The organism is Filibacter tadaridae, assembly GCF_900609045.1.
In the GTDB taxonomy this organism is placed as follows: Bacteria; Bacillota; Bacilli; order Bacillales_A; family Planococcaceae; genus Sporosarcina; species Sporosarcina tadaridae.
In genome coordinates this window covers 486,819-510,314 of the sequence record NZ_UXAV01000042.1, presented here as the reverse complement: position 1 = coordinate 510,314, position 23,496 = coordinate 486,819, and the positions used below count along the sequence as shown (strand labels likewise).

At 43.7% G+C, this 23,496-nt stretch carries 21 protein-coding genes; 20 read left to right on the top strand and 1 reads right to left on the bottom strand.

The genetic code is table 11. The annotated features are described in order from the left end of the window. Window position 1: 1 nt before the first annotated feature. The 7 genes from FILTAD_RS11915 to pyrE are packed head-to-tail and all read left to right on the top strand — an operon-like array spanning window position 2 to window position 8,589. Window positions 2-1,279 (top strand): dihydroorotase, encoded by a 1,278-nt coding sequence (locus tag FILTAD_RS11915; RefSeq protein ID WP_124070980.1) that lies wholly within the window; start codon window positions 2-4, stop codon window positions 1,277-1,279. Next, entirely contained in the window at window positions 1,279-2,379 is a 1,101-nt protein-coding gene (locus FILTAD_RS11910) for a carbamoyl phosphate synthase small subunit (RefSeq protein WP_124071236.1), read from the top strand. Before FILTAD_RS11915 ends, FILTAD_RS11910 begins: the two co-directional genes overlap by 1 nt. After that, window positions 2,372-5,569 carry a carbamoyl-phosphate synthase large subunit gene (gene carB, locus FILTAD_RS11905; protein WP_124070979.1) on the top strand — a complete coding sequence of 1,066 codons (3,198 nt, stop codon included), beginning with the start codon at window positions 2,372-2,374 and terminating at the stop codon, window positions 5,567-5,569. Before FILTAD_RS11910 ends, carB begins: the two co-directional genes overlap by 8 nt. Continuing rightward, complete coding sequence (locus FILTAD_RS11900) at window positions 5,566-6,342, top strand: dihydroorotate dehydrogenase electron transfer subunit (RefSeq protein ID WP_124070978.1); 777 nt, start codon at window positions 5,566-5,568, stop codon at window positions 6,340-6,342. Before carB ends, FILTAD_RS11900 begins: the two co-directional genes overlap by 4 nt. Then, on the top strand, window positions 6,339-7,253 hold the full coding sequence (locus FILTAD_RS11895; RefSeq protein WP_124070977.1) for a dihydroorotate dehydrogenase: 915 nt from the start codon (window positions 6,339-6,341) through the stop codon (window positions 7,251-7,253). Before FILTAD_RS11900 ends, FILTAD_RS11895 begins: the two co-directional genes overlap by 4 nt. Beyond that, on the top strand, window positions 7,250-7,960 hold the full coding sequence (pyrF, locus tag FILTAD_RS11890) for an orotidine-5'-phosphate decarboxylase (RefSeq protein ID WP_124070976.1): 711 nt from the start codon (window positions 7,250-7,252) through the stop codon (window positions 7,958-7,960). The genes FILTAD_RS11895 and pyrF overlap by 4 nt, the downstream gene beginning before the upstream one ends. After that, entirely contained in the window at window positions 7,960-8,589 is a 630-nt protein-coding gene (pyrE, locus tag FILTAD_RS11885) for an orotate phosphoribosyltransferase (RefSeq protein WP_124070975.1), read from the top strand. The genes pyrF and pyrE overlap by 1 nt, the downstream gene beginning before the upstream one ends. A gap of 227 nt (window positions 8,590-8,816) precedes the next feature. On the opposite strand, the gene FILTAD_RS11880 is transcribed toward pyrE, so the two are convergent. Continuing rightward, window positions 8,817-10,508 carry an Rqc2 family fibronectin-binding protein gene (locus FILTAD_RS11880; protein ID WP_124071234.1) on the bottom strand — a complete coding sequence of 564 codons (1,692 nt, stop codon included), beginning with the start codon at window positions 10,506-10,508 and terminating at the stop codon, window positions 8,817-8,819. 157 nt (window positions 10,509-10,665) lie between these two features. Between FILTAD_RS11880 and gmk the strand changes: the two genes are divergently transcribed. The 13 genes from gmk to spoVM all read left to right on the top strand — a co-directional run bounded on the left by gmk (window position 10,666) and on the right by spoVM (window position 23,471). Beyond that, window positions 10,666-11,283, top strand: a complete 618-nt coding sequence (gene gmk / locus FILTAD_RS11875; protein ID WP_124070974.1) for a guanylate kinase — start codon at window positions 10,666-10,668, stop codon at window positions 11,281-11,283. Window positions 11,284-11,286: 3 nt separating this feature from the next. Next, window positions 11,287-11,511, top strand: coding sequence for a DNA-directed RNA polymerase subunit omega (gene rpoZ / locus FILTAD_RS11870; RefSeq protein ID WP_124070973.1), 225 nt, complete (start codon window positions 11,287-11,289; stop codon window positions 11,509-11,511). A 348-nt stretch (window positions 11,512-11,859) separates the two neighbouring features. Then, window positions 11,860-13,077, top strand: a complete 1,218-nt coding sequence (gene coaBC, locus FILTAD_RS11865; RefSeq protein WP_124070972.1) for a bifunctional phosphopantothenoylcysteine decarboxylase/phosphopantothenate--cysteine ligase CoaBC — start codon at window positions 11,860-11,862, stop codon at window positions 13,075-13,077. Next, window positions 13,067-15,478, top strand: a complete 2,412-nt coding sequence (gene priA, locus FILTAD_RS11860) for a primosomal protein N' (RefSeq protein ID WP_124070971.1) — start codon at window positions 13,067-13,069, stop codon at window positions 15,476-15,478. The genes coaBC and priA overlap by 11 nt, the downstream gene beginning before the upstream one ends. Window positions 15,479-15,501: 23 nt before the next feature. Beyond that, window positions 15,502-16,011: a peptide deformylase gene (gene def / locus FILTAD_RS11855; RefSeq protein WP_124070970.1), complete on the top strand. Its 510-nt coding sequence runs from the start codon at window positions 15,502-15,504 to the stop codon at window positions 16,009-16,011. Further along, entirely contained in the window at window positions 16,008-16,949 is a 942-nt protein-coding gene (gene fmt / locus FILTAD_RS11850; protein WP_124070969.1) for a methionyl-tRNA formyltransferase, read from the top strand. The genes def and fmt overlap by 4 nt, the downstream gene beginning before the upstream one ends. Next, a complete protein-coding gene (gene rsmB, locus FILTAD_RS11845) occupies window positions 16,946-18,301 on the top strand; it encodes a 16S rRNA (cytosine(967)-C(5))-methyltransferase RsmB (RefSeq protein WP_124070968.1) in 1,356 nt (451 codons plus the stop codon). The genes fmt and rsmB overlap by 4 nt, the downstream gene beginning before the upstream one ends. A 23-nt stretch (window positions 18,302-18,324) precedes the next feature. Beyond that, window positions 18,325-19,083 carry a Stp1/IreP family PP2C-type Ser/Thr phosphatase gene (locus FILTAD_RS11840; protein WP_124070967.1) on the top strand — a complete coding sequence of 253 codons (759 nt, stop codon included), beginning with the start codon at window positions 18,325-18,327 and terminating at the stop codon, window positions 19,081-19,083. Beyond that, the gene (gene pknB / locus FILTAD_RS11835) at window positions 19,080-21,095 is read left to right on the top strand and encodes a Stk1 family PASTA domain-containing Ser/Thr kinase (protein ID WP_124070966.1); all 2,016 of its coding nucleotides are present in this window, start codon (window positions 19,080-19,082) and stop codon (window positions 21,093-21,095) included. Before FILTAD_RS11840 ends, pknB begins: the two co-directional genes overlap by 4 nt. A gap of 14 nt (window positions 21,096-21,109) precedes the next feature. Beyond that, window positions 21,110-22,003, top strand: coding sequence for a ribosome small subunit-dependent GTPase A (gene rsgA / locus FILTAD_RS11830; RefSeq protein WP_124070965.1), 894 nt, complete (start codon window positions 21,110-21,112; stop codon window positions 22,001-22,003). Beyond that, entirely contained in the window at window positions 21,996-22,661 is a 666-nt protein-coding gene (gene rpe / locus FILTAD_RS11825) for a ribulose-phosphate 3-epimerase (protein WP_124070964.1), read from the top strand. The genes rsgA and rpe overlap by 8 nt, the downstream gene beginning before the upstream one ends. After that, window positions 22,661-23,314: a thiamine diphosphokinase gene (locus FILTAD_RS11820; protein WP_124070963.1), complete on the top strand. Its 654-nt coding sequence runs from the start codon at window positions 22,661-22,663 to the stop codon at window positions 23,312-23,314. The genes rpe and FILTAD_RS11820 overlap by 1 nt, the downstream gene beginning before the upstream one ends. A 13-nt stretch (window positions 23,315-23,327) precedes the next feature. After that, a complete protein-coding gene (gene spoVM, locus FILTAD_RS11815) occupies window positions 23,328-23,471 on the top strand; it encodes a stage V sporulation protein SpoVM (protein WP_124070962.1) in 144 nt (47 codons plus the stop codon). The last annotated feature ends 25 nt before the right edge of the window (window positions 23,472-23,496 follow it).

Genomic DNA, 23,496 nt, shown 5'->3' with positions numbered 1-23,496 from the left:
CTTGGAAAAAATAATTCAAGGTGTACAAATGGTAAACAGTGATGGGGAGCTTATCACGACGGATGTAAAAATTACGGAAGATACAATTTCGGAAATCGGTACAAATCTGGAGGCGGGAAATGCAGAAGTAATCGATGGCAAAAGTTTATTTCTAGCACCAGGTTTCATCGACGTCCATGTCCATCTTCGCGAGCCAGGCGGCGAACATAAAGAAACGATTGAAACGGGTACACATTCTGCTGCAAAAGGCGGATATACGACAATATGTGCGATGCCAAACACTCGCCCGGTACCCGACACGAAAGAAAATTTAACACTCGTCAATGGGTTGATTGAAAAGAATGCATTAATCCGCGTGTTGCCATACGCATCGATAACGATTCGCGAAGCCGGTAAGGAACGGACGAATCTTGCAGAATTGAAAGAACAAGGTGCATTCGCCTTTACAGACGATGGCGTGGGCATTCAACAAGCGGGTATGATGTTTGAGGCAATGCAGGATGCAGCGAAGATTGGCATGCCGATTGTTGCACACTGTGAAGATAACTCACTCATCTATGGCGGCGTAATGCACGAAGGGAAGCGCAACAAAGAACTGGGGCTTCCAGGAATCCCTTCCATTGCGGAATCAGTCCATATTACACGCGATATTCTACTGGCTGAAGCTGCTGGCGCGCATTACCATGTTTGTCATGTTAGTACAAAAGAATCGGTCCGCGTCATCCGAGATGCAAAAAAAGCAGGCGTTCATGTTACTGCTGAAGTAACGCCGCATCACTTGCTACTATCCGAAAATGATATTCCGAGTGACGATGCGGATTGGAAGATGAACCCGCCACTTCGGGGGCAAGAAGATCTTATGGCACTTCGCGAAGGTTTGTTGGATGGAACACTGGACTTTATCGCTACCGACCATGCACCGCATACAGCGGAAGAAAAAGCGAATGGCATGGAAAAAGCACCGTTCGGCATTACAGGGTTTGAAACGGCATTCCCGCTACTTTACACGAATTTCGTGAAAAGCGGTAAATGGACGTTACAACAACTCGTCGATTGGATGACAAAAAAGCCTGCCGATGTATTCGGATTACCATACGGAAAAATCGAAGTCGGTGCAGTTGCAGATCTTGTGTTGATTGACTTGCAGAAAGAGCAGACAATCGACCGTACAACATTCATTTCAAAAGGAAAAAACACACCGTTCCATGGCCGGGCGTGTACTGGATGGCCTGTAAAAACGATATTTGGCGGAAAAGTTATTTGGGAGGATGGAAAATGATGAAAAAACGGATGCTCATATTAGAAGACGGTACGATTTTTGAAGGGGTTGCATTTGGATCTGATGAGGCTTCAATTGGAGAAACAGTATTTACTACGGGCATGACGGGCTATCAGGAAGCCATTTCGAATCCGTCTGCTTGCGGACAGATTATTGTAATGACTTATCCATTAATCGGAAACTACGGCATCAATCGCGATGATTATGAATCGATTGAACTGACAACAAGCGGTGTTGTTGTTCGTGAACTATCAGATGAACCTTCCAATTTCCGTAGCGGCATGACACTTTGCGAACTGTTAACGATGAAAGGTATTCCAGGTATTCAAGGAATTGATACACGAAAACTAACACGTTTATTGCGGGAGAAAGGTTCACTTAAAGGAATGCTGACCGCTGCAGATGAAGAAGTGAATGTTGAAGAGAAACGGATGGAGCTTGAATCCTTTTCATTGCCAACAGATCTTGTTGCTCGTGTGTCGACTAAGAAACCATATCCAAGCCCGGGGCGCGGAGAACGTGTGGTACTCATCGATTACGGCATGAAGCATGGTATTTTACGCGAACTGAACAATCGGGATTGTGATGTAATCGTTGTCCCTTATACTACAACAACAAAAGAAATTCTTGCATTGTCCCCTGATGGAATTGTCTTGTCGAATGGACCGGGTAACCCTGAAGATGTTGAAGGTGCAGTAGAAACGATTAAAGAATTAGTAGGAAAAGCACCAATATTCGGTATAGGGCTTGGCCATCAATTATTTGCCCTAGCGAACGGAGCAAGTATCGTAAAACTGCATGTCGGTCATAACGGCGGCAATATTCCTGTCAAAGACCTAACGTCAGGACGAACTGAATTAACTGTACAATGTCACGGTTACGCAGTCGACGAAGCTTCCCTGGTAGGTACAAATCTTGAAGTGACCCATAAGGCGCTCAATGACCAATCAGTTGAAGGCATTAAGAGCACTGTCCACAAAGCCTTTTCTGTTCAATTCCATCCGGAAGGCGCGCCAGGACCTGAAGATTCCAAGCATCTGTTCGACCGCTTTACAAATCTTATGAAAACAAGCAACGGAGAGGGGAATTTCAATGCCTAAACGTACAGATATTGAAACTATTTTAGTAATCGGATCAGGACCCATTGTCATTGGTCAAGCAGCGGAATTTGACTATGCAGGTACACAAGCCTGTCTTTCATTGAAAGAAGAAGGGTACCGCGTCATCCTTATCAATTCAAATCCGGCAACGATTATGACGGATACTGAAATTGCAGACAGAGTATATATCGAACCATTGACATTGGAATTTGTGAGCCGCATCATTCGTAAAGAACGACCTGATGCACTTCTCCCTACACTTGGTGGACAAACGGGACTGAATATGGCTATTGAACTAAATGATTCCGGTATCCTGGAAGAACTAGGAATTGAGATCCTCGGAACGAAGCTAGATGCAATCCAAAAAGGAGAAGACAGAGATTTATTCCGCACATTGATGAATGAGCTTGGCGAACCTGTTCCAGAAAGTGATATTATCCACAACCTTGAAGAGGCGTATGCGTTTATCGAAAGAATCGGCTACCCCGTAATCGTACGACCTGCATTTACAATGGGCGGTACAGGGGGCGGTATTTGCCACAACGATGAAGATCTTGAAGAAATCGTAGCGAGCGGTCTGAAATATAGCCCTGTCACGCAATGTCTATTGGAAAAATCGATTGCAGGCTACAAGGAAATTGAATACGAAGTCATGCGGGATTCTGCAGATAACGCCATCGTTGTCTGTAACATGGAAAACGTTGATGCAGTTGGAATCCATACAGGCGATTCCATTGTTGCAGCACCGTGTCAGACAATGTCTGACCGAGAAAGCCAGATGCTCCGCAACGTCTCTTTGAAAATTATCCGAGCGCTCAAAATCGAAGGCGGTTGTAACGTCCAACTCGCTTTAGACCCGCATAGTTTCAACTACTACATTATCGAAGTGAATCCACGTGTGAGTAGATCGTCTGCTTTAGCTTCAAAAGCGACAGGCTATCCGATTGCGAAACTCGCAGCGAAAATCGCCGTTGGTTTAACGTTGGATGAAATGATGAATCCAGTAACGGGAAATACCTATGCTTGTTTCGAACCGACACTCGATTATATCGTTACGAAAATTCCACGCTGGCCTTTCGACAAATTCGAGTCTGCCAAACGGAATCTCGGCACACAGATGAAAGCGACAGGCGAAGTGATGGCGATGGGGCGCACATTCGAAGAATCCATCATGAAAGCGGTACGCTCACTTGAAACAGGTCAATTTGGATTATCACTCAAAAACGGTAACGAAATGACTGACGAATGGATTGAGAAACGGATTAGACGTGCCGGAGATGAACGATTATTCTTCATCGGCGAAGCGTTCCGCAGAGGAGTAAGTGTAACAACCATTAATGAGTGGAGTCAGATTGATGTCTTTTTCCTCAGAAAGTTTGAAAAGATTGTGCAGTACGAACAAGTGGTGCAAGCGAATCCGTTCGACTTTGAAACACTTCGTACGGCAAAACGAATGGGCTTTTCGGACGTAACTGTTGCGACGCTATGGAATACGGATGAACGCGCTGTCTATGATTGGCGCAAAGAGCAAGGGCTTATCCCGGTTTATAAAAAAGTCGATACCTGCGCAGGGGAATTCGAGTCGGATACACCGTACTTTTATGGAACGTATGAAGATGAAAATGAGTCTGTGAAATCGGATAAGAAAAGCGTTGTTGTTCTTGGCTCAGGTCCTATACGAATCGGGCAAGGTGTCGAGTTTGACTATGCGACCGTGCATTCAGTGTGGGCGATTCAAGAAGCTGGTTACGAAGCGATTATTGTTAACAACAATCCTGAAACGGTCTCGACGGATTTCTCCATCTCAGACAAACTATATTTTGAACCACTAACAATCGAAGATGTTATGGCGATTATCGATTTAGAACAACCAGAAGGAGTTGTCGTCCAATTCGGCGGCCAAACAGCGATTAATTTGGCAGAGGAATTGGAAGCGCGCGGCGTTAAGATTTTGGGGACTTCTCTTGCAGATATAGACCGTGCAGAAAACCGCAACAAGTTTGAAAAGGCGTTACGTGAGATTGGCATTCCGCAGCCACTTGGGAAAACGGCCGTGTCTGCGCCAGAAGCCGTAGCCATTGCCAATCAAATTGGTTACCCCGTACTTGTACGACCTTCTTATGTACTGGGAGGTCGCGCAATGGAAATCGTCTACCTTGAAGAAGAGTTACTTTACTATATGGAACACGCGGTTGAGGCAAGTCCGGATCATCCCGTTCTCGTCGATCGTTATTTGACAGGTACTGAAATTGAAGTAGACGCCATTTGTGACGGGGAGAATGTCTTAATCCCGGGCATAATGGAACATATCGAACGTGCGGGTGTTCACTCAGGAGACTCAATCGCTGTTTATCCGCCGCAAAACTTGTCCGAAAGTCAAATTTCCACAATTACAGATTATACGACCCGACTTGCAAAAGGGCTAGGCATTATCGGATTACTGAATATCCAATATGTCATTTCAGAAGGCCAAGTGTATGTCATAGAAGTGAATCCGCGTTCAAGCCGAACAGTACCGTTCTTAAGCAAAATTACGAATCTACCGATGGCGAACATTGCAACGAAGGCGATTCTTGGTCATTCGATTACTGATCAAGGCTATGGCACAGGACTTGCTCCTGCACCAGGTGGTGTCTATGTAAAAGTACCAGTGTTTTCATTCGCTAAACTTCGTCGTGTCGACATCACACTTGGACCTGAGATGAAGTCGACAGGTGAAGTGATGGGGAAAGATACAACACTTGAAAAAGCGCTATACAAAGGTCTCGTAGCATCTGGAATGGAAATTAAAGAATATGGTTCCGTTTTAATGACCGTATCAGATAAAGACAAAGACGAAGTTGTCGGCATTGCTGAACGGTTTACCAATATCGGCTATCGTATTTTAGCGACAACAGGGACAGCAAAAGTGCTTAAAGAAGCTGGGATTCGTGTGAAAGTGGTCGATAAAATCGGTTCTGAAGGTCCGACACTGCTAGACGTCATCCAAAAAGGGGATGCACAAGTCGTCATCAATACACTGACAAAAGGAAAACAGCCTGAACGTGATGGCTTCAGAATCCGACGTGAATCAGTCGAAAATGGCGTTCCATGTTTCACTTCCCTGGATACAGCAGACGCGATGCTCCGTGTTATTGAATCGATGACGTTCCAGACGGAGGAAATGACGAAACAGGGGGTACTTGCATGATCATCCAAGACCAAATGACGGTCATTGCACAAAGTCGAATTGCTGAAAATATTTTTGAAATGCAACTAGCTGGGAAATTGGTCGGGGACATTACGTCTCCCGGCCAGTTTGTTCACATACGAACGGCAGACTCGTTTGAACCCTTGTTAAGACGACCGATCTCAATCGCTTCCGTGGACAAGGAAGCTGGACAAATGACAATCATATACCGCGCAGAAGGACGGGGAACGACTATTCTGTCAGAAAAACGTGATGGTGACGTTGTTGATGTACTGGGACCGCTTGGAAATGGTTTTCCTCTTGAAGAAACAGAATCGGGGGAAACAGCAATCTTAATCGGCGGCGGCATCGGTGTACCTCCTCTTTACGAATTGTCGAAACAACTGACAGCTAAAGGAGTAAAATGCATCCATGTACTTGGTTTTCAATCGTCAGATGTCGTTTTTTATGAAGATGAATTCAAAGCACTTGGGGATACACATATCGTGACAGTTGATGGCTCTCAAGGAACGAAAGGATTTGTAACGACAGTCCTAGCAGAACTGGGAGATAACTTCTCTACATACTACAGTTGCGGCCCAATGCCGATGCTTGACGCAGTACAAAGGTTGTATGTCGGTAAAAAAGGATTCCTATCATTTGAACAACGGATGGGTTGCGGAATTGGTGCGTGTTTCGCATGCGTCTGTCAAACAACAGAGGGAACGACCAAGCCATACGTGAAAGTTTGCTCCGATGGTCCAGTCTTTCCAGCAGGGATGGTGGCAATATGAACAGACTAGCGGTTGAATTACCCGGCTTGCAATTGAAAAATCCAATCATGCCCGCATCCGGCTGTTTCGGATTTGGCAAAGAGTATGGCAACTTGTACGATTTGTCAGTATTAGGCGCAATTATGATCAAAGCAACGACGCTTGAAATGAGACTTGGGAATCCAACGCCACGCGTCGCAGAAACAGCTTCGGGAATGCTCAATGCAATCGGTTTGCAAAATCCCGGTTTGCAAGGGGTGCTCGAAGAGGAACTTCCTTGGCTTAAACAGTTTGATGTTCCCATTATTGCAAACGTTGCCGGGACGGAAACTGAAGATTATGTAGAAGTGGCGAAAGCTGTGTCCGCAGCGCCGAATGTTAAGGCTCTTGAGTTGAATATATCGTGTCCGAACGTTAAATGCGGTGGAATCACATTTGGTACGGATCCGGAAATTGCAAAAGAGCTAACGAAAGCTGTAAAAGCTGTTTCACAAGTTCCTGTTTATGTAAAGCTGTCTCCTAATGTGACGGATATAACGGCCATTGCAAAAGCGGTCGAGGCTGGCGGAGCGGACGGTATCACGATGATTAATACGCTTGTCGGTATGCGACTTGATCAAAAGACAGGCAGACCGATTATTGCGAACGGGACAGGTGGGCTATCCGGACCAGCGGTGAAGCCTGTCGCAATTCGGATGGTTTACGAGGTGAGTAAGGTCGTCAATATTCCGATTATTGGAATGGGTGGTATTTCCGAAACGGCGGATGTTATTGACTTCCTTTCTGCGGGGGCAAGTGCCGTCGCTGTAGGAACAGCCAATTTTGTCAACCCGTTCATCTGTCCAACGATTATCGAGGAATTGCCAGCTAAACTGGACGAACTTGGTATCAAGCATATTTCTGAACTGATAGGGAGGAGCCATCGATTATGAAGACATCCCCGATTATTGCGCTTGATTTTGATTCAGCGGAAAAAACATTTGCATTTCTAAAAGCTTTTGAAGGAGATGTAAACGTTAAGGTTGGTATGCAGCTCTATTACAAAGAAGGTCCTGCAATAATAGCGCGATTGAAAGAACTTGGTTATGACATTTTTCTTGATTTAAAATTACATGATATTCCAAATACCGTGAAATCTTCGATGGAAGTGCTTGCGGGACTTGGTATCAATCTCATCAACGTTCATGCAGCGGGTGGAAAGACGATGATGGAGGCGGCGCTCGAAGGGCTCGACAAAGGGACTTCCTCGGGGCTTGTACGCCCATCTTTAATCGGTGTCACGCAGTTGACGTCGACAGATGAAAACCAGGTACGAGAAGAACAACTGATTAGCGTACCGTTACAAGAATCTGTTCTTCATTATGCAAAGCTAACGAAGAACTCGGGCCTTGATGGCGTCGTCTGCTCGGTACATGAATCAGCTGTCATCGCAGAGGCTTGCGGAAACGAATTTCTTAAAGTAACGCCGGGCATTCGGCTTGCAGATAGTGGAACACACGACCAAAAACGGATTGCGACACCGGAAGAAGCACATCTTGCAGGTTCAACACATATCGTCGTTGGACGGGCAATCACCGGCGCAGCTGATCCACGCGCGGCGTACGAGCATATCAATGCAAGTTGGAGGGGGACGAAATGATGAGTGAGAAAAAAGAAATCGCTAAAATCTTGTTGAATGTAGGGGCAGTAGCATTAAGTCCGGAAGACCCGTTCACGTGGGCATCGGGAATCGAATCACCGATTTACTGTGATAATCGGTTGACGATGTCTGATCCAGTTGGACGGAAACAAATCGCACAAGGACTTGCGCGGTTAATCCGTGAAAATTATCCGGAAACAACAGTGATCGCAGGGACGGCAACGGCTGGTATTCCACATGCGGCTTGGGTTGCAGATATACTTGATTTGCCGATGGTCTATATCCGTTCGAAAGCGAAAGGACATGGCCGCAGCCGCCAGATTGAAGGAAAGGTTCTTGATACGGACAAAGCAATCATCGTTGAAGACTTGATATCAACAGGTGGAAGCAGTTTAAATGCAGCCGAGGCGCTACGTTCTGAGGGCGTTGAAGTGACAGGGGTCGTTTCAATCTTTACATATGAGCTCCAAAGTGCCGATAACGCATTTGAATCGGTGGGACTGACGTATAATAGCCTAACTGATTTCGGAGCGCTAACAGAAGTTGCAACTGAAAATGGTGCAATCAGCGAACAGTCGATTGGGAACTTACAAGAGTGGCATGGCAAGTTAAAAGCAGGTTTACTATAATAGATAAAGAAAATGATGGGCTGCTTTGGCAGTTCATCATTTTCTTTATCTAGGTAAGTTGAACAAACGATTCTATTTAATCTCCAGCGTAGGCACCCCAAGCGGTGTTAGAAGGACTCTTTACGTCACCATATATACTAAAATAATGTCCGTTGAATTTCCGACGATATATATTGATGTGCTAAAAAGCGATTCCACAGAATCAATCCTGGTGGAATCGCTTTTCTTCATTTCTTTAAACTTCTCACAATATCCTCGTCAGGTGTAACAAGTAATGTCTTTTGCTCAAAATAGATAACAAAACCGGGTTTTGAACCGTTTGGCTTTTTCACATGCCGGACTTGAGTGTAATCGACCGGTACGGAAGACGATCCGCGTGCTTTGCTGAAATAAGCAGAGAGAACTGCGGCTTCCTGGATAGTTGCTTCATCCGGCTTCGCGTCATGGATAACGACGTGTGAGCCTGGAATATCTTTTGTATGAAGCCATGTTTCATCTCGTGCGGCAAGCTTGAATGTTAAATAATCGTTTTGCTTATTATTCTTACCTACTGAAATCTTTACGCCCGTCGAAGACAGATATGATTCTGGTTTCGGTTTTTTCGGTTTGATTTTCTTTTTTGATTTTCGAGCTTTTAAAAAGCCTAATTCCGCAAGTTCTTCACGTATTTCTGTGATGTCTTCGGGGGAAGCTTGAAGTACCTGTTGTTTCACCATTTCAAAGTATGCGATATCCTCGACCGCTTTTTCAAGCTGTTCCGCAATCATGATTAATGCCGTTTTCGCTTTTGCATAGCGCGAATAATAACGTTGCGCATTGTCATTTGGTGATTTACGTGCATCTAGTGGAATCGTCACTGTCGTACCTTCTTCGTAATAATTGTCGACAACTGCTTCCTTTGCGCCTTTTTGGATCGCATAGCTATTTGCGGTAAGTAATTCACCGTACAATCTGAACGTATCAAGTTTGCCCGCTGCTTCGCGCTCTTTTATAAGTTTTTTCATCTTCAGATTGAGTTTAGCGATTTCATTGTCGAGCCAACGTTCAAGGTCTGCTGCTTGCGATTTCACGCGTTCCCGTTCGGCGCGGGCAAAGTATACTTTATCCAACAGTTTTCCAAGCAAGTCGTATTCGACGATTGTTTTATCTGCATGATGAAGTGCGGTTGCAGAGAATACGGTTTTCGAATTAATCTCTGAAATGTTCGGCACGCTGCCAACCCTTTTGAATGCGGAAAGGAATGTCGTAAATACCGCAAATGATTCATCTGCAGAGACATCTTGAAGCCGATACAAAAGTTCCCGCGCAGTGATCGGTGAAAAACCGGTTAATGTTCCTACAACATCGTGGACACTTTCCAACTGTGGGTACAGTCCGAGGAAAGCCTCTTCAGTCATGGAAAATGGATTGGTTTTGTCTTGTGGCGGAGCAGGTATGAAAGGTTGCCCCGGCATCACTGTACGGTAACTGTTCACAGAAGGCGGTAAATGTTTCATGCTATCGATTATAAGATTGCGATCTGGGTCGACAAGCAATAGATTACTATGTCGTCCCATTATTTCAACATACAATCTGCGACTGATATCATCACCGATTTCATTTTTTGCTTGAATATCCAACATGATAATCCGATCCATACCATATTGTTCAATCGCAGTAATCGTGCCGCCCTCCAAATGTTTGCGCAATACCATGCAAAACATTGGCGGCTCGGAAGGATTGGTAATTGCTTCTTCTGTCAATTGAATTCGGGAGTACGAGGGATGAATAGATAGCAATAATTTTTGGTTTTTGCCGTCTGCTCGAATAAGAAATACAACTTCCTGTGCGTTCGGCTGATGAATTTTGGAAATGCGTCCGTTTTTCAGAACTTGCAGCTCCTCTACCATCGCCGTTGTGAATAAACCATCAAATGCCATAAGTAATTCCTCTTTCAAATCGTTTTGTCCCATTTTAGCACTCTCTGAATGAAATATGGTATAATACGAACAAGTTGTTTTTTTATAAACAGTTTGGAGCCGTCCGATTGACACCATTGCTCCATGGAAATTCAGTTACGATAAGAAGAGGGATCAAATGTATAAACAACGTGGGCTTTTAATTGTCCTCTCCGGTCCATCCGGAGTCGGTAAAGGGACAGTTAGGAAAGAATTATTTACACAACCTGATACGAATTATGAATACTCTATATCCATGACAACGAGAAGTCCACGTGAAGGTGAAGTGGATGGAACCGATTATTTCTTCAAATCACGAGATGCATTTGAAGAGTTGATTGAAGAAGGTAGATTGTTGGAATACGCCGAGTACGTCGGAAATTATTATGGAACACCACTTGACTACGTCAATGCAACGCTCGACGCGGGCAGAGATGTATTCTTGGAAATCGAAGTTGTCGGCGCAGCTCAAGTCCGCTCGAAAGTTCCAGACGGACTATTCATATTCCTTGCTCCACCAAGTTTATCCGAATTAGAAGATAGACTAATCGGCAGAGGAACGGAAAAAGCGGATGTCATCTCATCACGCATCTTAAAAGCACGCGAAGAGCTTGAAATGATGAACTTATATGATTATGTTGTTGAAAATGATGAAGTAAATGATGCGTGCGACCGTATCAATGCAATCGTTACGGCAGAACATTGCCGCCGGGAACGTGTGGAAAAAAGATACTTAAATATGCTAAAAGGGGAATAGACAATGTTAAATCCATCAATCGATTCATTGAAAGACAAGATTGACTCTAAATACACACTCGTCACAATCGCTTCAAAACGTGCACGTGAAATGCAAGAACAAAACGATCACGCACTTTCTTCATACACATCACACAAAAACGTAGGGAAGGCACTTGAAGAAGTCGCTGCCGGCGTACTAACGAAACAAAAAACAGACGACTCAATCATCTACGAAGACGAAGTATAAAGAAAAGCGACAGCGCCTATGTAGCCACGACAAGCGCTGGAGGGACTAACGGAAAAGGCGTCCTTTGCCTTTACCGTTAGTTCTGAAGCGACTCGAGGGGCTAGGCGCTGGAGCTGGACATAAAGAAAAGCGACAGCGCCTAACTTTTTTAAGCTTTAGTTCTAAAAAAGTTGAAGGAAAGAACTTTTATCTGGAACTAGCGAAGGCGCCTATCACGGGAGGCATCCGCGAAGCGCCGAAGCGGTATTCAATGGAATCATTAACTGGCTATTAAATAATAAAAACGTGATACTCCCTTAGAAATAGGTTTTTCTTAGGGAGTTTGTCATTTTAGAAAGGAAGATTTTTGTGTTGCCGACAAAAAAAATACTTCTATGTGTAACCGGGGGAATTGCCGTCTATAAAGCCGTTGCACTCGTCAGCAAGCTAGCTCAAAGTGGGGCAGAAGTAAGAGTCATCATGACTAAATCTGCAATGGAGTTTGTCACCCCTTTAACATTTCAAGCAATGTCACGAAACGATGTCTACTTTGATACATTCGATGAAAAGGATTCGCGCGTTATAGCGCACATCGATTTAGCTGATTGGGCAGATCTGATTGTTGTTGCGCCAGCTACCGCAAATGTTATCGGAAAACTTGCGAATGGCATTGCGGACGATATGGTGACAACAACACTTCTCGCTACAACGACAGAAGTGTGGATAGCACCTGCAATGAACGTTCATATGTATGAAAATAAAGCGGTCATACGAAATATTGCGGCATTACATGAAGATGGCTATCGATTCATCGAACCGTCCGAAGGTTTTCTTGCATGCGGGTATGTTGGAAAAGGGCGTCTTGAAGAGCCGGAAAAAATTGTCCAGTTGATAATGGATCGTTTCTTTTCAGTTAAGCAACTTCCGCTGGAGGGGAAAAAAGTAATTGTCACTGCGGGACCGACGCGTGAACGAATTGACCCTGTTCGATATGTTTCGAACTTCTCAAGCGGCAAAATGGGTTACGCCATGGCCGAAGCGGCTACTTCACTTGGTGCAGAAACAATTCTTATTTCAGGGCCGGTCGGATTAGACAAGCCAAGTGGACTAACAGTTATCGATGTGGAAAGTGCTGCTGATATGTACGAAGCAGTTCTTGCGCATTTCGATGATGCTGATATCATCATCAAATCGGCCGCTGTGGCTGACTACCGTCCAAAAGAAATTCACCCACAAAAAATGAAGAAACAGACTGGCGATTCGGTAATTGAACTTGAACGGACAACGGATATATTAAAAACGCTGGGCGAAAAGAAAACACATCAATTACTTATCGGTTTTGCAGCAGAAACAACGAATGCAGTCGGGTACGGTGCTGGTAAAATCGAGAAGAAAAATTTGGATTATATTATTGTTAATGATGTGATGGATCCAGATGCAGGATTCGGAAAAGAGACAAATGTTGTGACGCTTCTATCGAAAAATGGAACTCATCAGCCATTTCATGCAATGCCTAAAAAAGAACTGGCTTTTATGCTTTTGAAGTCAATCATTCAAGAAGAAAGCGAACGTATAAATGATCGCTGAGATTATTGTAGATGTATCCGCCTATCCAATTGATCGACCATTCGATTACCTCGTCCCTGAAGCGCTTGAATCGGTAATTGAAGCAGGGGCACGGGTCAAAGTACCATTCGGTCCGAGGAAAGTACTTGGCTATGTGACGGGATTGAAACAAGAAAGTGCACTTAATCCGAAAAAATTGAAACCGATACATGAGTTAATCGATTTGGAACCTGTGATTTCCGGTGAATTACTTGACTTATCCCGCTGGCTAGCCAACCATACGCTTTCTTATGAAATTGACGCGCTGCAAGTCATGTTGCCAGCTGCATTACGTGCGAAATATGAGAAGTTCATCGTTGTTACTGAGCCTGAACAGCTTCTTGATGCCGACTTCATTCATTTTCTTGCAGGCCGCAAACGGGTACCACTAAAGGAAGTGGATTCCTCAAGTCTCATGAAAACAGTGAAAAAGTACGTGGGACAAGGGATTATCGCTGTAGATACGAAGGTAGGTCAACATACCGCCGTGAAAAAAATCCGCATGATCCGGATAGCGAGTCATGAGAAGTTACAAGAGGTACTTAGCGCCATTCAATCCAATGCAAAAAAGCAGATTGAGTTAGTGCAATGGATGATACGACATGCAGAAGAAACGTTAGGCGCTAAAACGGTAATGGAACAGACAGGCATCCAATCGACTGTTTTGAAAGCTATCATTGAAAAAGGAGCTGCGGTTGAAGAATTTGCTGAAATGTATCGTGAGCCGGATGCGCCGATGTTAAAAGACGTTGCAATACCGGAAGTGCCAACAACTGAACAGCAAGTAGCACTCGATAAACTGGCAGCCTCTGCGGATAGTGGAAAGGCAGAGACATTCCTCATCCATGGCGTGACCGGGAGCGGTAAAACGGAAGTGTATCTACGTACTATCAAGCATGTTCTAGATAAGGGTAAAGAAGCGATAGTACTCGTGCCTGAGATTTCGTTGACACCGCAAATGACAGCGCGTTTCAAGGAGCGTTTTGGTCCCCTTGTTGCTGTCATGCATAGCGGGCTATCAGCTGGAGAAAAATATGATGAATGGCGAAAAATTCATCGAGGTGAAGTGTCAGTTGTTGTAGGAGCACGGTCAGCAGTATTTGCCCCTTTTCAAAATATCGGCATTATTATTCTCGATGAAGAGCATGAATCGACCTATAAACAGGAAGATACGCCGCGTTACCATGCCAGGGATGTCGCGATTAAGCGTTCCGAACATTATGGTTGTCCTGTCATTCTCGGCAGTGCAACTCCTTCACTGGAGTCATATGCCAGGGCGTCCAAAGGCGTTTATACATTACTTACGATGACGAAACGTGCAAAGAATCAGGAATTGCCAGCTGTTACAGTCGTGGATATGCGTGAAGAACTAAAGACGGGTAACCGATCTATGTTTTCCGTGCAACTTGCAGATGCTATAAGGCAACGAATGGAAAGAAAAGAGCAATCTGTTTTATTCCTTAATAAGCGCGGATTTTCCTCATTTGTGCTTTGCCGGGATTGCGGAACAGTAGTTGAATGTCCGAACTGTGATATTTCGTTGACATACCACCGGGCGCACGAAAGGCTGAAGTGCCATTATTGTGGTCATGAGGAGCAAGTACCGCTTGTTTGCCCCGAATGTGAAAGTGAACATATCCGTTTTTTTGGTACGGGTACGCAAAAAGCGGAAGAAGAAATCGCGAAATTGTTTCCCGAAGCCCGTGTTATCCGAATGGATGTCGATACAACGCGGCAAAAGGGTGCACATGAACGTTTACTAAGGCAGTTCAGTGAAGGGAAAGCGGACATCTTACTTGGCACGCAAATGATTGCAAAAGGGTTGGACTTCCCGAATATTACACTTGTCGGTGTTTTGGCCGCGGATACAACACTGCATCTCGCCGATTTCCGTGCAGCGGAAAAGACATTTCAACTGATGACACAAGTGAGTGGACGAGCGGGCAGGCATGACTTACCTGGAGAAGTATTCATCCAGACATATTCTCCCGAACATTACGCGATTGAACTATCTAAGGCACAGCATTATGAACCGTTCTATACTCACGAAATGATGGCAAGAAAACAATATGGCTATCCGCCTTTTTATTTTGTAACGCTTATTCAGTTTACTCACGAAGATTTATTGAAAGTTGCTGATTTTGCGGAAAAGGGTTCACGCTATTTAAAAGATAATCTTTCACCAGATACGGTTATTATTGGACCGACTGCCGCAGCAATTAGCCGTGTGAACAATAGATATCGTTACCAATGTTTGATAAAATATAAAAAAGAACCGAAGTTGACCGAAACATTGCAACAACTTATTAAATATTACCGGACGGACTGGATTAAATCGGGTCTGACAATGTCTGTCGATGTTGAACCAGTGTCCATTTATTGAAAGCTAAGAAAAGAGGAATTGAATTGGCAGTACGCAAAATAGTGGAACACCCATCACCCATACTTAAAAAGAAATGTGAAACGGTCGTAAAATTCGACCGGAAACTCGCAAAACTTCTAGATGATATGCACGATACAATGATTGCTGCAGACGGAATTGGACTTGCAGCTCCACAAATAGGAGAATCGGTTCAAGTAGCGATTGTCGATATGGGTGAAGGACAAGAGGTCATCGAATTGGTGAATCCTGTCATTACGGCAATTGGCGGTTCGGAAGTTGAAGTGGAAGGTTGCCTTAGCTTTCCAGGATTATATGGCGAAGTGGAAAGACCTTTCTTCGTCCGTGTGGAAGCGCAAGAACGTGACGGATCTCTCTACGAACTGGAAGCAGAAGATTATGAGGCGAGAGCTATTATTCATGAGATTGATCATCTAAACGGTGTGCTGTTTGACTCGAAAATCATTCGTATTGTAGATCCATCGGAATTTGAAGTAGAAACGTCAGTGGAATCTAAGGAGGGGGAAGTGAAATGACAACAATTGTATTCATGGGAACTCCTGCATTTTCAGCGCCTGTTTTGACAATGCTTCACGAAGAAGGACATACGATTGCTGCAGTTGTTACGCAGCCCGACAGACCGGTTGGACGAAAGCGTGTGTTAACGCCCACGCCCGTTAAAGAGGAAGCACTTCGTCTAGGATTAAAAGTTATCCAGCCGGAAAAGTTGAAAGGCTCCACAGAACTGGCTGAAATTATTGCGCTTAAACCAGATTTAGTAGTGACAGCGGCATTCGGACAGATTTTACCGAAAGAACTGCTCGATGCACCACGCCTTGGCAGCATTAATGTACATGCTTCTTTATTACCGAAATACCGTGGAGGTGCTCCTATTCACCAAGCCATTATGGATGGCGAGACAGAAACGGGTGTTACAATTATGTATATGGTTGAAAAACTGGATGCAGGTGATATTATTTCACAAGTAATTGTGCCAATCACTGAAAAGGATCATACGGGTACTATGTTCGATGCACTTTCTGAGGCAGGCACAATGTTGTTGAAAGAAACACTTCCTTCCATTCTAGACGGAACGAATAAGCGAATTATCCAAGATGAATCGCTTGTGACGTTTGCACGCAATATTTCACGCGAACAAGAACGTATCGACTGGTCTGAAAATGGTAAAGCGATTTACGATAAAATCCGTGGATTGCATCCGTGGCCTGTGGCGTACACTGTTTTCCAAGGAGAGAACGTGAAGATTTGGTGGAGTGAAATGATTGACTTACATACAGAAGCAGAACCCGGGGAAATCATTGCGATTGAACAAGAACGCATTATTGTAAAAACAGGAGATAACGTTGCAGTAGCGATAACGGATTTACAACCGGCAGGAAAGAAACGAATGGCTGCAGACGTATTTATTCGAGGAATCGGATCTAAATGGACTAAAGGGGACCGGTTTGAATGAATAGACCTAAAAAGAAAATATGGAATGGAAATGTTCGAGATGCGGCACTATCAATTTTAATGGAAGTGAACAACAACCAAGCATATAGTAATTTGTTGCTTCACCGTACGATACAAAATTATGGGATCGAAGCAAAAGACAGAGGACTTTTGACTGAATTGACATATGGCACACTTCAACATCGGATGACGCTCGATTATTATCTAGAGCCGTTTGTCAGAGGTAAATTGGACAAATGGGTACGGGAACTGTTACGAATGTCCGTTTATCAAATCGTTTATTTGACGAAAATTCCTCCACATGCGGTCGTACATGAAGCAGTTGAAATTGCGAAACGACGGGGCCACAAGCGAATTGCGCCCACTGTGAATGGTATTCTTCGTTCAGTTTTGCGTAAAGGTGTGCGCTCGCTTGAAGAGTTGGAAGATGGTATTGCGAAAACTGCAATAGAGACAAGCCATCCTGAATGGCTTATTTCAAGATGGGTTGAAGAGTATGGTGAAGAAGAAGCAACCGCTATGGCTCACGAAAATAATAACCCGGCCCCTATGACTTTACGGGTTAATCTTACGAAAACAACGATGACTGAAGCAATTTCAATGTTGGAATCAGAAGGCATCGATGTCCGTCAAGGTGAAGTTGTTCCAGAATGCGTGATTTCGTTGTCCGGTAATCCAGCGGCGACAGAAGCATACAAGAAAGGGTTTATCACGATACAGGATGAAAGTTCAATGCTACCTGTACTAGCCCTTGATGTAAAACCAGGTATGAAAGTCCTTGATATGTGCGCGGCTCCAGGCGGGAAAACGACGTTTATCGCTGAACAGATGAATGATAAGGGTCAGGTGTTAGCTCATGACATCCATGAACATAAAATGGCGCTTATAGAGGCAAATGCAAATCGCTTAGGTCTATCTTCAATCACCTCGAAAAGTGGAGACAGCCGAAAGCTACTTGAACTTTATGAACAGGCTTCATTTGACCGTATTCTAGTAGACGCTCCTTGTAGCGGTCTTGGTGTAATCCGAAGAAAACCTGAGATTAAATACAACAAGACAGAATTGGATTTCGATGGATTGGTAACCATTCAATCTGATCTACTGGCCACAGCACGGGAATTGATCAAACCCGAAGGAATCATTGTATATAGTACATGTACAGTGGAGTCCGCAGAAAACCGACATATAGTGGAGCGTTTCCTTGAGCGACATACTGATATGGAGAAAGTTTCTTTAATGAAGCGGTTGGATAACGAGAAATTGGTGATAAAAGACGATATGCTTCAAGTGCTTCCACAGCATTTTGGAAGTGACGGCTTCTTCGTAACCGCATTCCGGAAGAAAAAAATGTAATAAGCTAATAGGGGGGATCGACGTTGCAATTTGAAGTCTTAACGGATATTGGGAAAAAGAGGACAGTCAACGAAGATAGCGCAGCAGTTTACACACTTCCGGACGGAACAACTCTTGCAGTAATTGCAGATGGTATGGGAGGTCATAATGGAGGCGATTTTGCAAGTTCTACAGCTGTGAAAGTTCTTGGGGAGCGATTCATGGAAATCGATCAATCGCAGTTGGTCAGGTCCGAGGATTGTGCGAAATGGCTAAAAGAATCCATTGTCCATGTCAACAAATTATTGTACGATCTTGCAACTGAAAACGAAGAGTATAAAGGGATGGGTACGACACTTGACGCTGCATTAATACAAGGAACTTCGTGTATGATATCCCACATCGGCGACAGTCGTGTATACACGATATGTGAAGATGGGATGAAACAAGTGACAAAAGACCACTCCTTTGTCAATGTTCTTCTTGAAAGTGGAGAGATTACTGAAGAGGAAGCCGCTGTTCATCCTAAGCGGAATTGGATTATGAAAGCAGTGGGTTCTGAAAAGTTAATCGAACCGGACTTTTATTCAATAAGTTTTAAAGAAGGTATGATTTTACTTATTTGTACGGACGGGCTTAGCAATAAAGTTGACAATCCATTAATCGAAGATATTGTGAAATCCACAGCAACGCTTTCCGAAAAGGCGAAATCCCTCGTTGACTTGGCAAATGGACTGGGTGGGGAAGATAATATTTCTGTTATTTTAATCGAGCCGGCTGGTTCGGAGGTGAATCTTCCATGATTGGAAAACGCATTGGCGGACGCTATGAAATCCTTGGAAATATAGGGGATGGCGGTATGTCAAAGGTGTATCTTGCGCATGATGTCATTTTAAACCGAGATGTAGCTGTCAAAGTTCTTAATTATGATTTTGCGAACGAAGAAAATTTAAAAAGACGATTTCAAAGGGAAGCACTCTCCGCAACAAGTCTGACGCATCCTCATATTGTCGATATATTCGATGTCGGTGAAGAAGCAGAGACCCTGTACTTGGTAATGGAGTATATCGAAGGACAAACACTTAAGAAATTCATCCATACAAATGGGCCTTTATCACCCGAAAAGGCGTTACCGATTATGCAGCAACTTGTATCTGCCATCTCAAATGCCCATCATAATGGAATTATCCATCGTGATATCAAGCCGCAAAACATCTTGATGGATTCAGCGGGCGACGTGAAAATCACTGATTTTGGCATTGCAATGGCACTTAATTCATCGGATCATACAAAAACGAATTCGATTATCGGGACAGTACATTATTTGTCGCCCGAACAAGCACGCGGTGGAATGGCGACCAAGAAATCGGATATTTATTCTTTAGGAATTGTATTTTATGAATTATTGACAGGACAACTGCCATTTTCAGCGGAAACTGCAGTTGCTATTGCGTTGAAACACTTACAAGAGGAAATACCATCCATAAAAGCATTTATTCCTTCGATTCCGCAAAGTGTCGAAAATGTCATTTTGAAAGCGACTACGAAAGATCCAAATTATCGTTACCAATCTGCCGATGAAATGTATGATGATTTATTGACGGTTTTAACGCCTGAACGAGCACGTGAAAGTCGATTTACCGTTCCCTTTGATGATGATCGGACGCGTGCTATACCAGTTGTAACAGAACCATTTAAGTTTGATGAAATAGACTCTACTAAAAAGATTATACCAATTGTACCCGATATGCCTCCTGCTCCGGTCCCAGTTAAGAAACGAAAAAAATGGCCGATTATCACAGGCGTTATTGCCGGCGTCGTCATCCTTTTCCTTATGTTTTTACTGATGCCATCTTTTTTAGGTCCAAAAAAAGCAGAAATTCCGAACGTTATAGGAATGGAAGAGACTGAAGCGATAAGTGAATTAGAAGAGATAGGATTTAAAGTGAAGGAACGGACAGAACAACCCTCGGATGAATACGAATTGGGAGAAATCATTCGAACAATTCCGGAGGCAGGAAAGAAAAGGGAAGTTGGCTCATCCGTAATACTTTACGTCAGTACCGGAAAAGAAACCACGGAAATGGCGGATTACACCAACCGCGATTATACTCAAGTTACAGGTTTTTTGGATAGTTTTGGATTCAAGTCCATTAAACCTAATAAAATCTTCTCCGATGAAGCAGCCGGGACAATTCTCAAACAAGATCCTGAACCCGGAACGGAAGTGATTCCTGGCGAAACGGATCTACTATTCACAGTTAGTAAAGGACGCGATGTACGTATTCTTGGCAACCTTTCGGGGTATAGCGAGGATGAGGTAAAAGAGTATGCGGAAACTTCGGGATTTGATATTACGTTTGCGAAGAAGGCATATTCAGAAAATGTACCTGAAAATCATGTCATTTCCCAAGAGCCAAAAGCAGGTGCTGAATTAGTGAAAGGTGGAAAAGTCAAAGTTGTACTTTCCAAAGGCAAAGAAGAAAAGCCAGTGAAACTCCTGATTCAAACAGTAACAATCAAATACGAACCGCAAGAAGTGATTGAACCTAATCCTAATCCTAATCCTGACGATGACGATGAAAATGGATACTGGGAACAACCAGATCTAGCCCCAATACCGCAAACGATTCGAATTTATGTCCAAGATAAAAAGAATACAATGGCCGATTATATCGATGAATTCACGATTACGGAAGATAAAGTGTACCGTATACCAATTGAACTCGAGGAAGGACAGCATGGTGCATATAAGATTACACGCGACTCGAAGATAATTATGGAGAGACAGGTTAACTATAGTGATTCCCAATAGAAAGAGGTGATTGGATGGCAGAAGGACAAATTAGAAAAGCGATTAGTGGGTTTTATTACGTAGAGAATGACGGCCAATTAATACAGTGCAAAGGACGCGGTGTATTTAGGAATCGAGGGGTCCATCCGCTCGTGGGCGATTTTGTGACCTATGTGCCCGACGGAGATAATAATGCGATGGTAACGGTTGTGCATGAACGGAAAAACGAACTTGTTCGTCCACCTATATCTAATGTCGATCAAGCTCTTCTAGTCTTTTCTATCGTGGAACCAGCTTTTAGCTCGCATCTCTTAGACCGCTTTCTCGTTGTTGTTGAATCATTTGATATCAAGCCAATCATCTGTCTGACGAAAAAAGATTTGGTGACTGATGAAGAATTTGAAAAGGTGGAGAAAGTAGCGGCATACTACGAACAAATCGGTTATGATGTCATTAAAACTTCAATTGGAGATGAAGGTCTTTCTGGAATATTAAAACCGTATTTTGAAGGAAAAACGACTGTCCTAGCAGGACAATCCGGTGTTGGGAAATCCACTCTCTTGAATACCGTATTACCTAAACTTGGGCTTAAAACCGGAATTATATCACAGGCATTGGGGCGAGGTAAGCATACAACACGTCATGTTGAACTTTTAGAGGTGGCAGGCGGATTAGTTGCAGATACACCCGGTTTTAGTTCCCTTGATTTCGATCATATCGAACGTGAAGAATTGCCGCATTATTTTATCGACATGGAGGAAGTATCGTCAATGTGTAAGTTTCGCGGTTGCCTTCATCTGAAAGAACCGAAATGTGCAATCAAGGAAAGAGTGGAAAAAGGGGAAATCCCTCGTAGTCGCTACGATAATTATTTACAGTTCATGCAAGAAATAACTGAACGGAAGCCGAGGTACGATAAAAATGATTAAACTAGCACCTTCGATTTTAGCAGCTGACTTTTCAAAGTTGGCTGAGGAAGTAAGAGAAGTAGAGGCAGCGGGCGCTGAACTCATTCATATTGATGTGATGGATGGCCATTTCGTCCCGAATATCACTATGGGCGCAATTGTTGTTGAAGCGCTACGACCAATAACAAAGCTACCACTAGATGTCCACCTGATGATTGAAAATCCTGAGCGTTACGTAGAACAATTTGCCGCAGCGGGAGCCGATTACATCACAGTTCATGTTGAAGCATGTACCCACTTACACCGTACATTGCAATTAATCCGTTCAACCGGTGCAAAGTCGGGTGTTGTCCTTAATCCGCATACACCGATTGAGACGATTCTTCATGTATTGGAGGAAACAGACCTAGTCTTGTTTATGACTGTCAACCCTGGATTCGGAGGGCAGAAATTCATCCATTCAGTCATTCCCAAAGTGAAAAAGCTGGCCGATATCATTCAAGAGCAAAACTTATCAATTGAAATCGAGATTGATGGCGGTATCAATGAAGAGACGATTATCCCTTGTGTAGAAGCGGGAGCAACAATTCTCGTTGCGGGATCTGCTATTTATAATGCACCTAACCGGGCTGAAGCATTGCAACGTATCAAAGCAGCCGGTGAGCGTGTACTGAAGTAATGAAATTCGCTGTTGTCTGTGCAGGGGGTCCAATTACAGAAATCGCTAATCTGACTAGATTCCAAAAAGAGGATACGGTTTTCATCGGTGCGGACAGAGGGGCAATGCATTTGTTGCAAAAGGGAATTGTCCCGCATGAAGCAGTTGGTGATTTTGATTCTGTAACGGAAGAAGAATATAAAAAAATAGTAGCGTCAGTCGCGACTGTCGACTTGTTTAAATCGGAGAAGGATGAAACGGATACTGAACTTGCGGTGGCGCGTGCGCTATCGTATCGCCCTGAACGGATTCTGTTGACCGGTGTGACAGGGGGAAGACTGGATCATACAGAATCTAATTTGCATCTACTTTACCGACTGCAGACGACTTACAGTGATACACAGTTTATAATTTGTAATCAGACAAATGAATTATCCATCTTGACACCAGGCACCTACGATTTACCAACTGACAAGCGTTTTCCATACATATCGTTCTTCTCGTTTGGTGGAAATGTTACTGGTCTTACATTACTCGGTTTCAGGTACGATACACAGAACGAAACACTTGAAACAGGTATGACGAAATTCACAAGCAACGAACCGACTGAAGAAGTCTGTACTATATCATTCCAAGAGGGCATATGCTTAATGGTAAGGAGTTCAGATTCCTGAAAGGAGTGGGGAATTGCGGGTTTATACATTTACGTTGCCAAAGGCTGTAAGCGGTTTTGTCAGGAAGTGCATGGTTGTATTCCAGAAAGAGGCACCATCGAAATCTACTGCTAGTAAAAAGACTAAAAAAAGGAAAAAAGAAAAAACGTCAAGCTGAAGAAATTCAGCTTGACGTTTTACTC

Excerpts from the sequence above, each read along its gene's own strand:
- pyrF (WP_124070976.1), top strand. The coding sequence starts at position 7,250 with ATGAAGACATCCCCGATTATTGCGCTTGATTTTGATTCAGCGGAAAAA.
- priA (WP_124070971.1), top strand. The coding sequence starts at position 13,067 with ATGATCGCTGAGATTATTGTAGATGTATCCGCCTATCCAATTGATCGA.
- FILTAD_RS11895 (WP_124070977.1), top strand. The coding sequence starts at position 6,339 with ATGAACAGACTAGCGGTTGAATTACCCGGCTTGCAATTGAAAAATCCA.
- FILTAD_RS11820 (WP_124070963.1), top strand. The coding sequence starts at position 22,661 with ATGAAATTCGCTGTTGTCTGTGCAGGGGGTCCAATTACAGAAATCGCT.
- carB (WP_124070979.1), top strand. The coding sequence starts at position 2,372 with ATGCCTAAACGTACAGATATTGAAACTATTTTAGTAATCGGATCAGGA.
- FILTAD_RS11880 (WP_124071234.1), bottom strand. The coding sequence starts at position 10,508 with ATGGCATTTGATGGTTTATTCACAACGGCGATGGTAGAGGAGCTGCAA.
- pyrE (WP_124070975.1), top strand. The coding sequence starts at position 7,960 with ATGAGTGAGAAAAAAGAAATCGCTAAAATCTTGTTGAATGTAGGGGCA.
- fmt (WP_124070969.1), top strand. The coding sequence starts at position 16,008 with ATGACAACAATTGTATTCATGGGAACTCCTGCATTTTCAGCGCCTGTT.
- FILTAD_RS11900 (WP_124070978.1), top strand. The coding sequence starts at position 5,566 with ATGATCATCCAAGACCAAATGACGGTCATTGCACAAAGTCGAATTGCT.
- pknB (WP_124070966.1), top strand. The coding sequence starts at position 19,080 with ATGATTGGAAAACGCATTGGCGGACGCTATGAAATCCTTGGAAATATA.
- rsgA (WP_124070965.1), top strand. The coding sequence starts at position 21,110 with ATGGCAGAAGGACAAATTAGAAAAGCGATTAGTGGGTTTTATTACGTA.
- rpe (WP_124070964.1), top strand. The coding sequence starts at position 21,996 with ATGATTAAACTAGCACCTTCGATTTTAGCAGCTGACTTTTCAAAGTTG.
- gmk (WP_124070974.1), top strand. The coding sequence starts at position 10,666 with ATGTATAAACAACGTGGGCTTTTAATTGTCCTCTCCGGTCCATCCGGA.
- FILTAD_RS11910 (WP_124071236.1), top strand. The coding sequence starts at position 1,279 with ATGAAAAAACGGATGCTCATATTAGAAGACGGTACGATTTTTGAAGGG.
- rsmB (WP_124070968.1), top strand. The coding sequence starts at position 16,946 with ATGAATAGACCTAAAAAGAAAATATGGAATGGAAATGTTCGAGATGCG.
- rpoZ (WP_124070973.1), top strand. The coding sequence starts at position 11,287 with ATGTTAAATCCATCAATCGATTCATTGAAAGACAAGATTGACTCTAAA.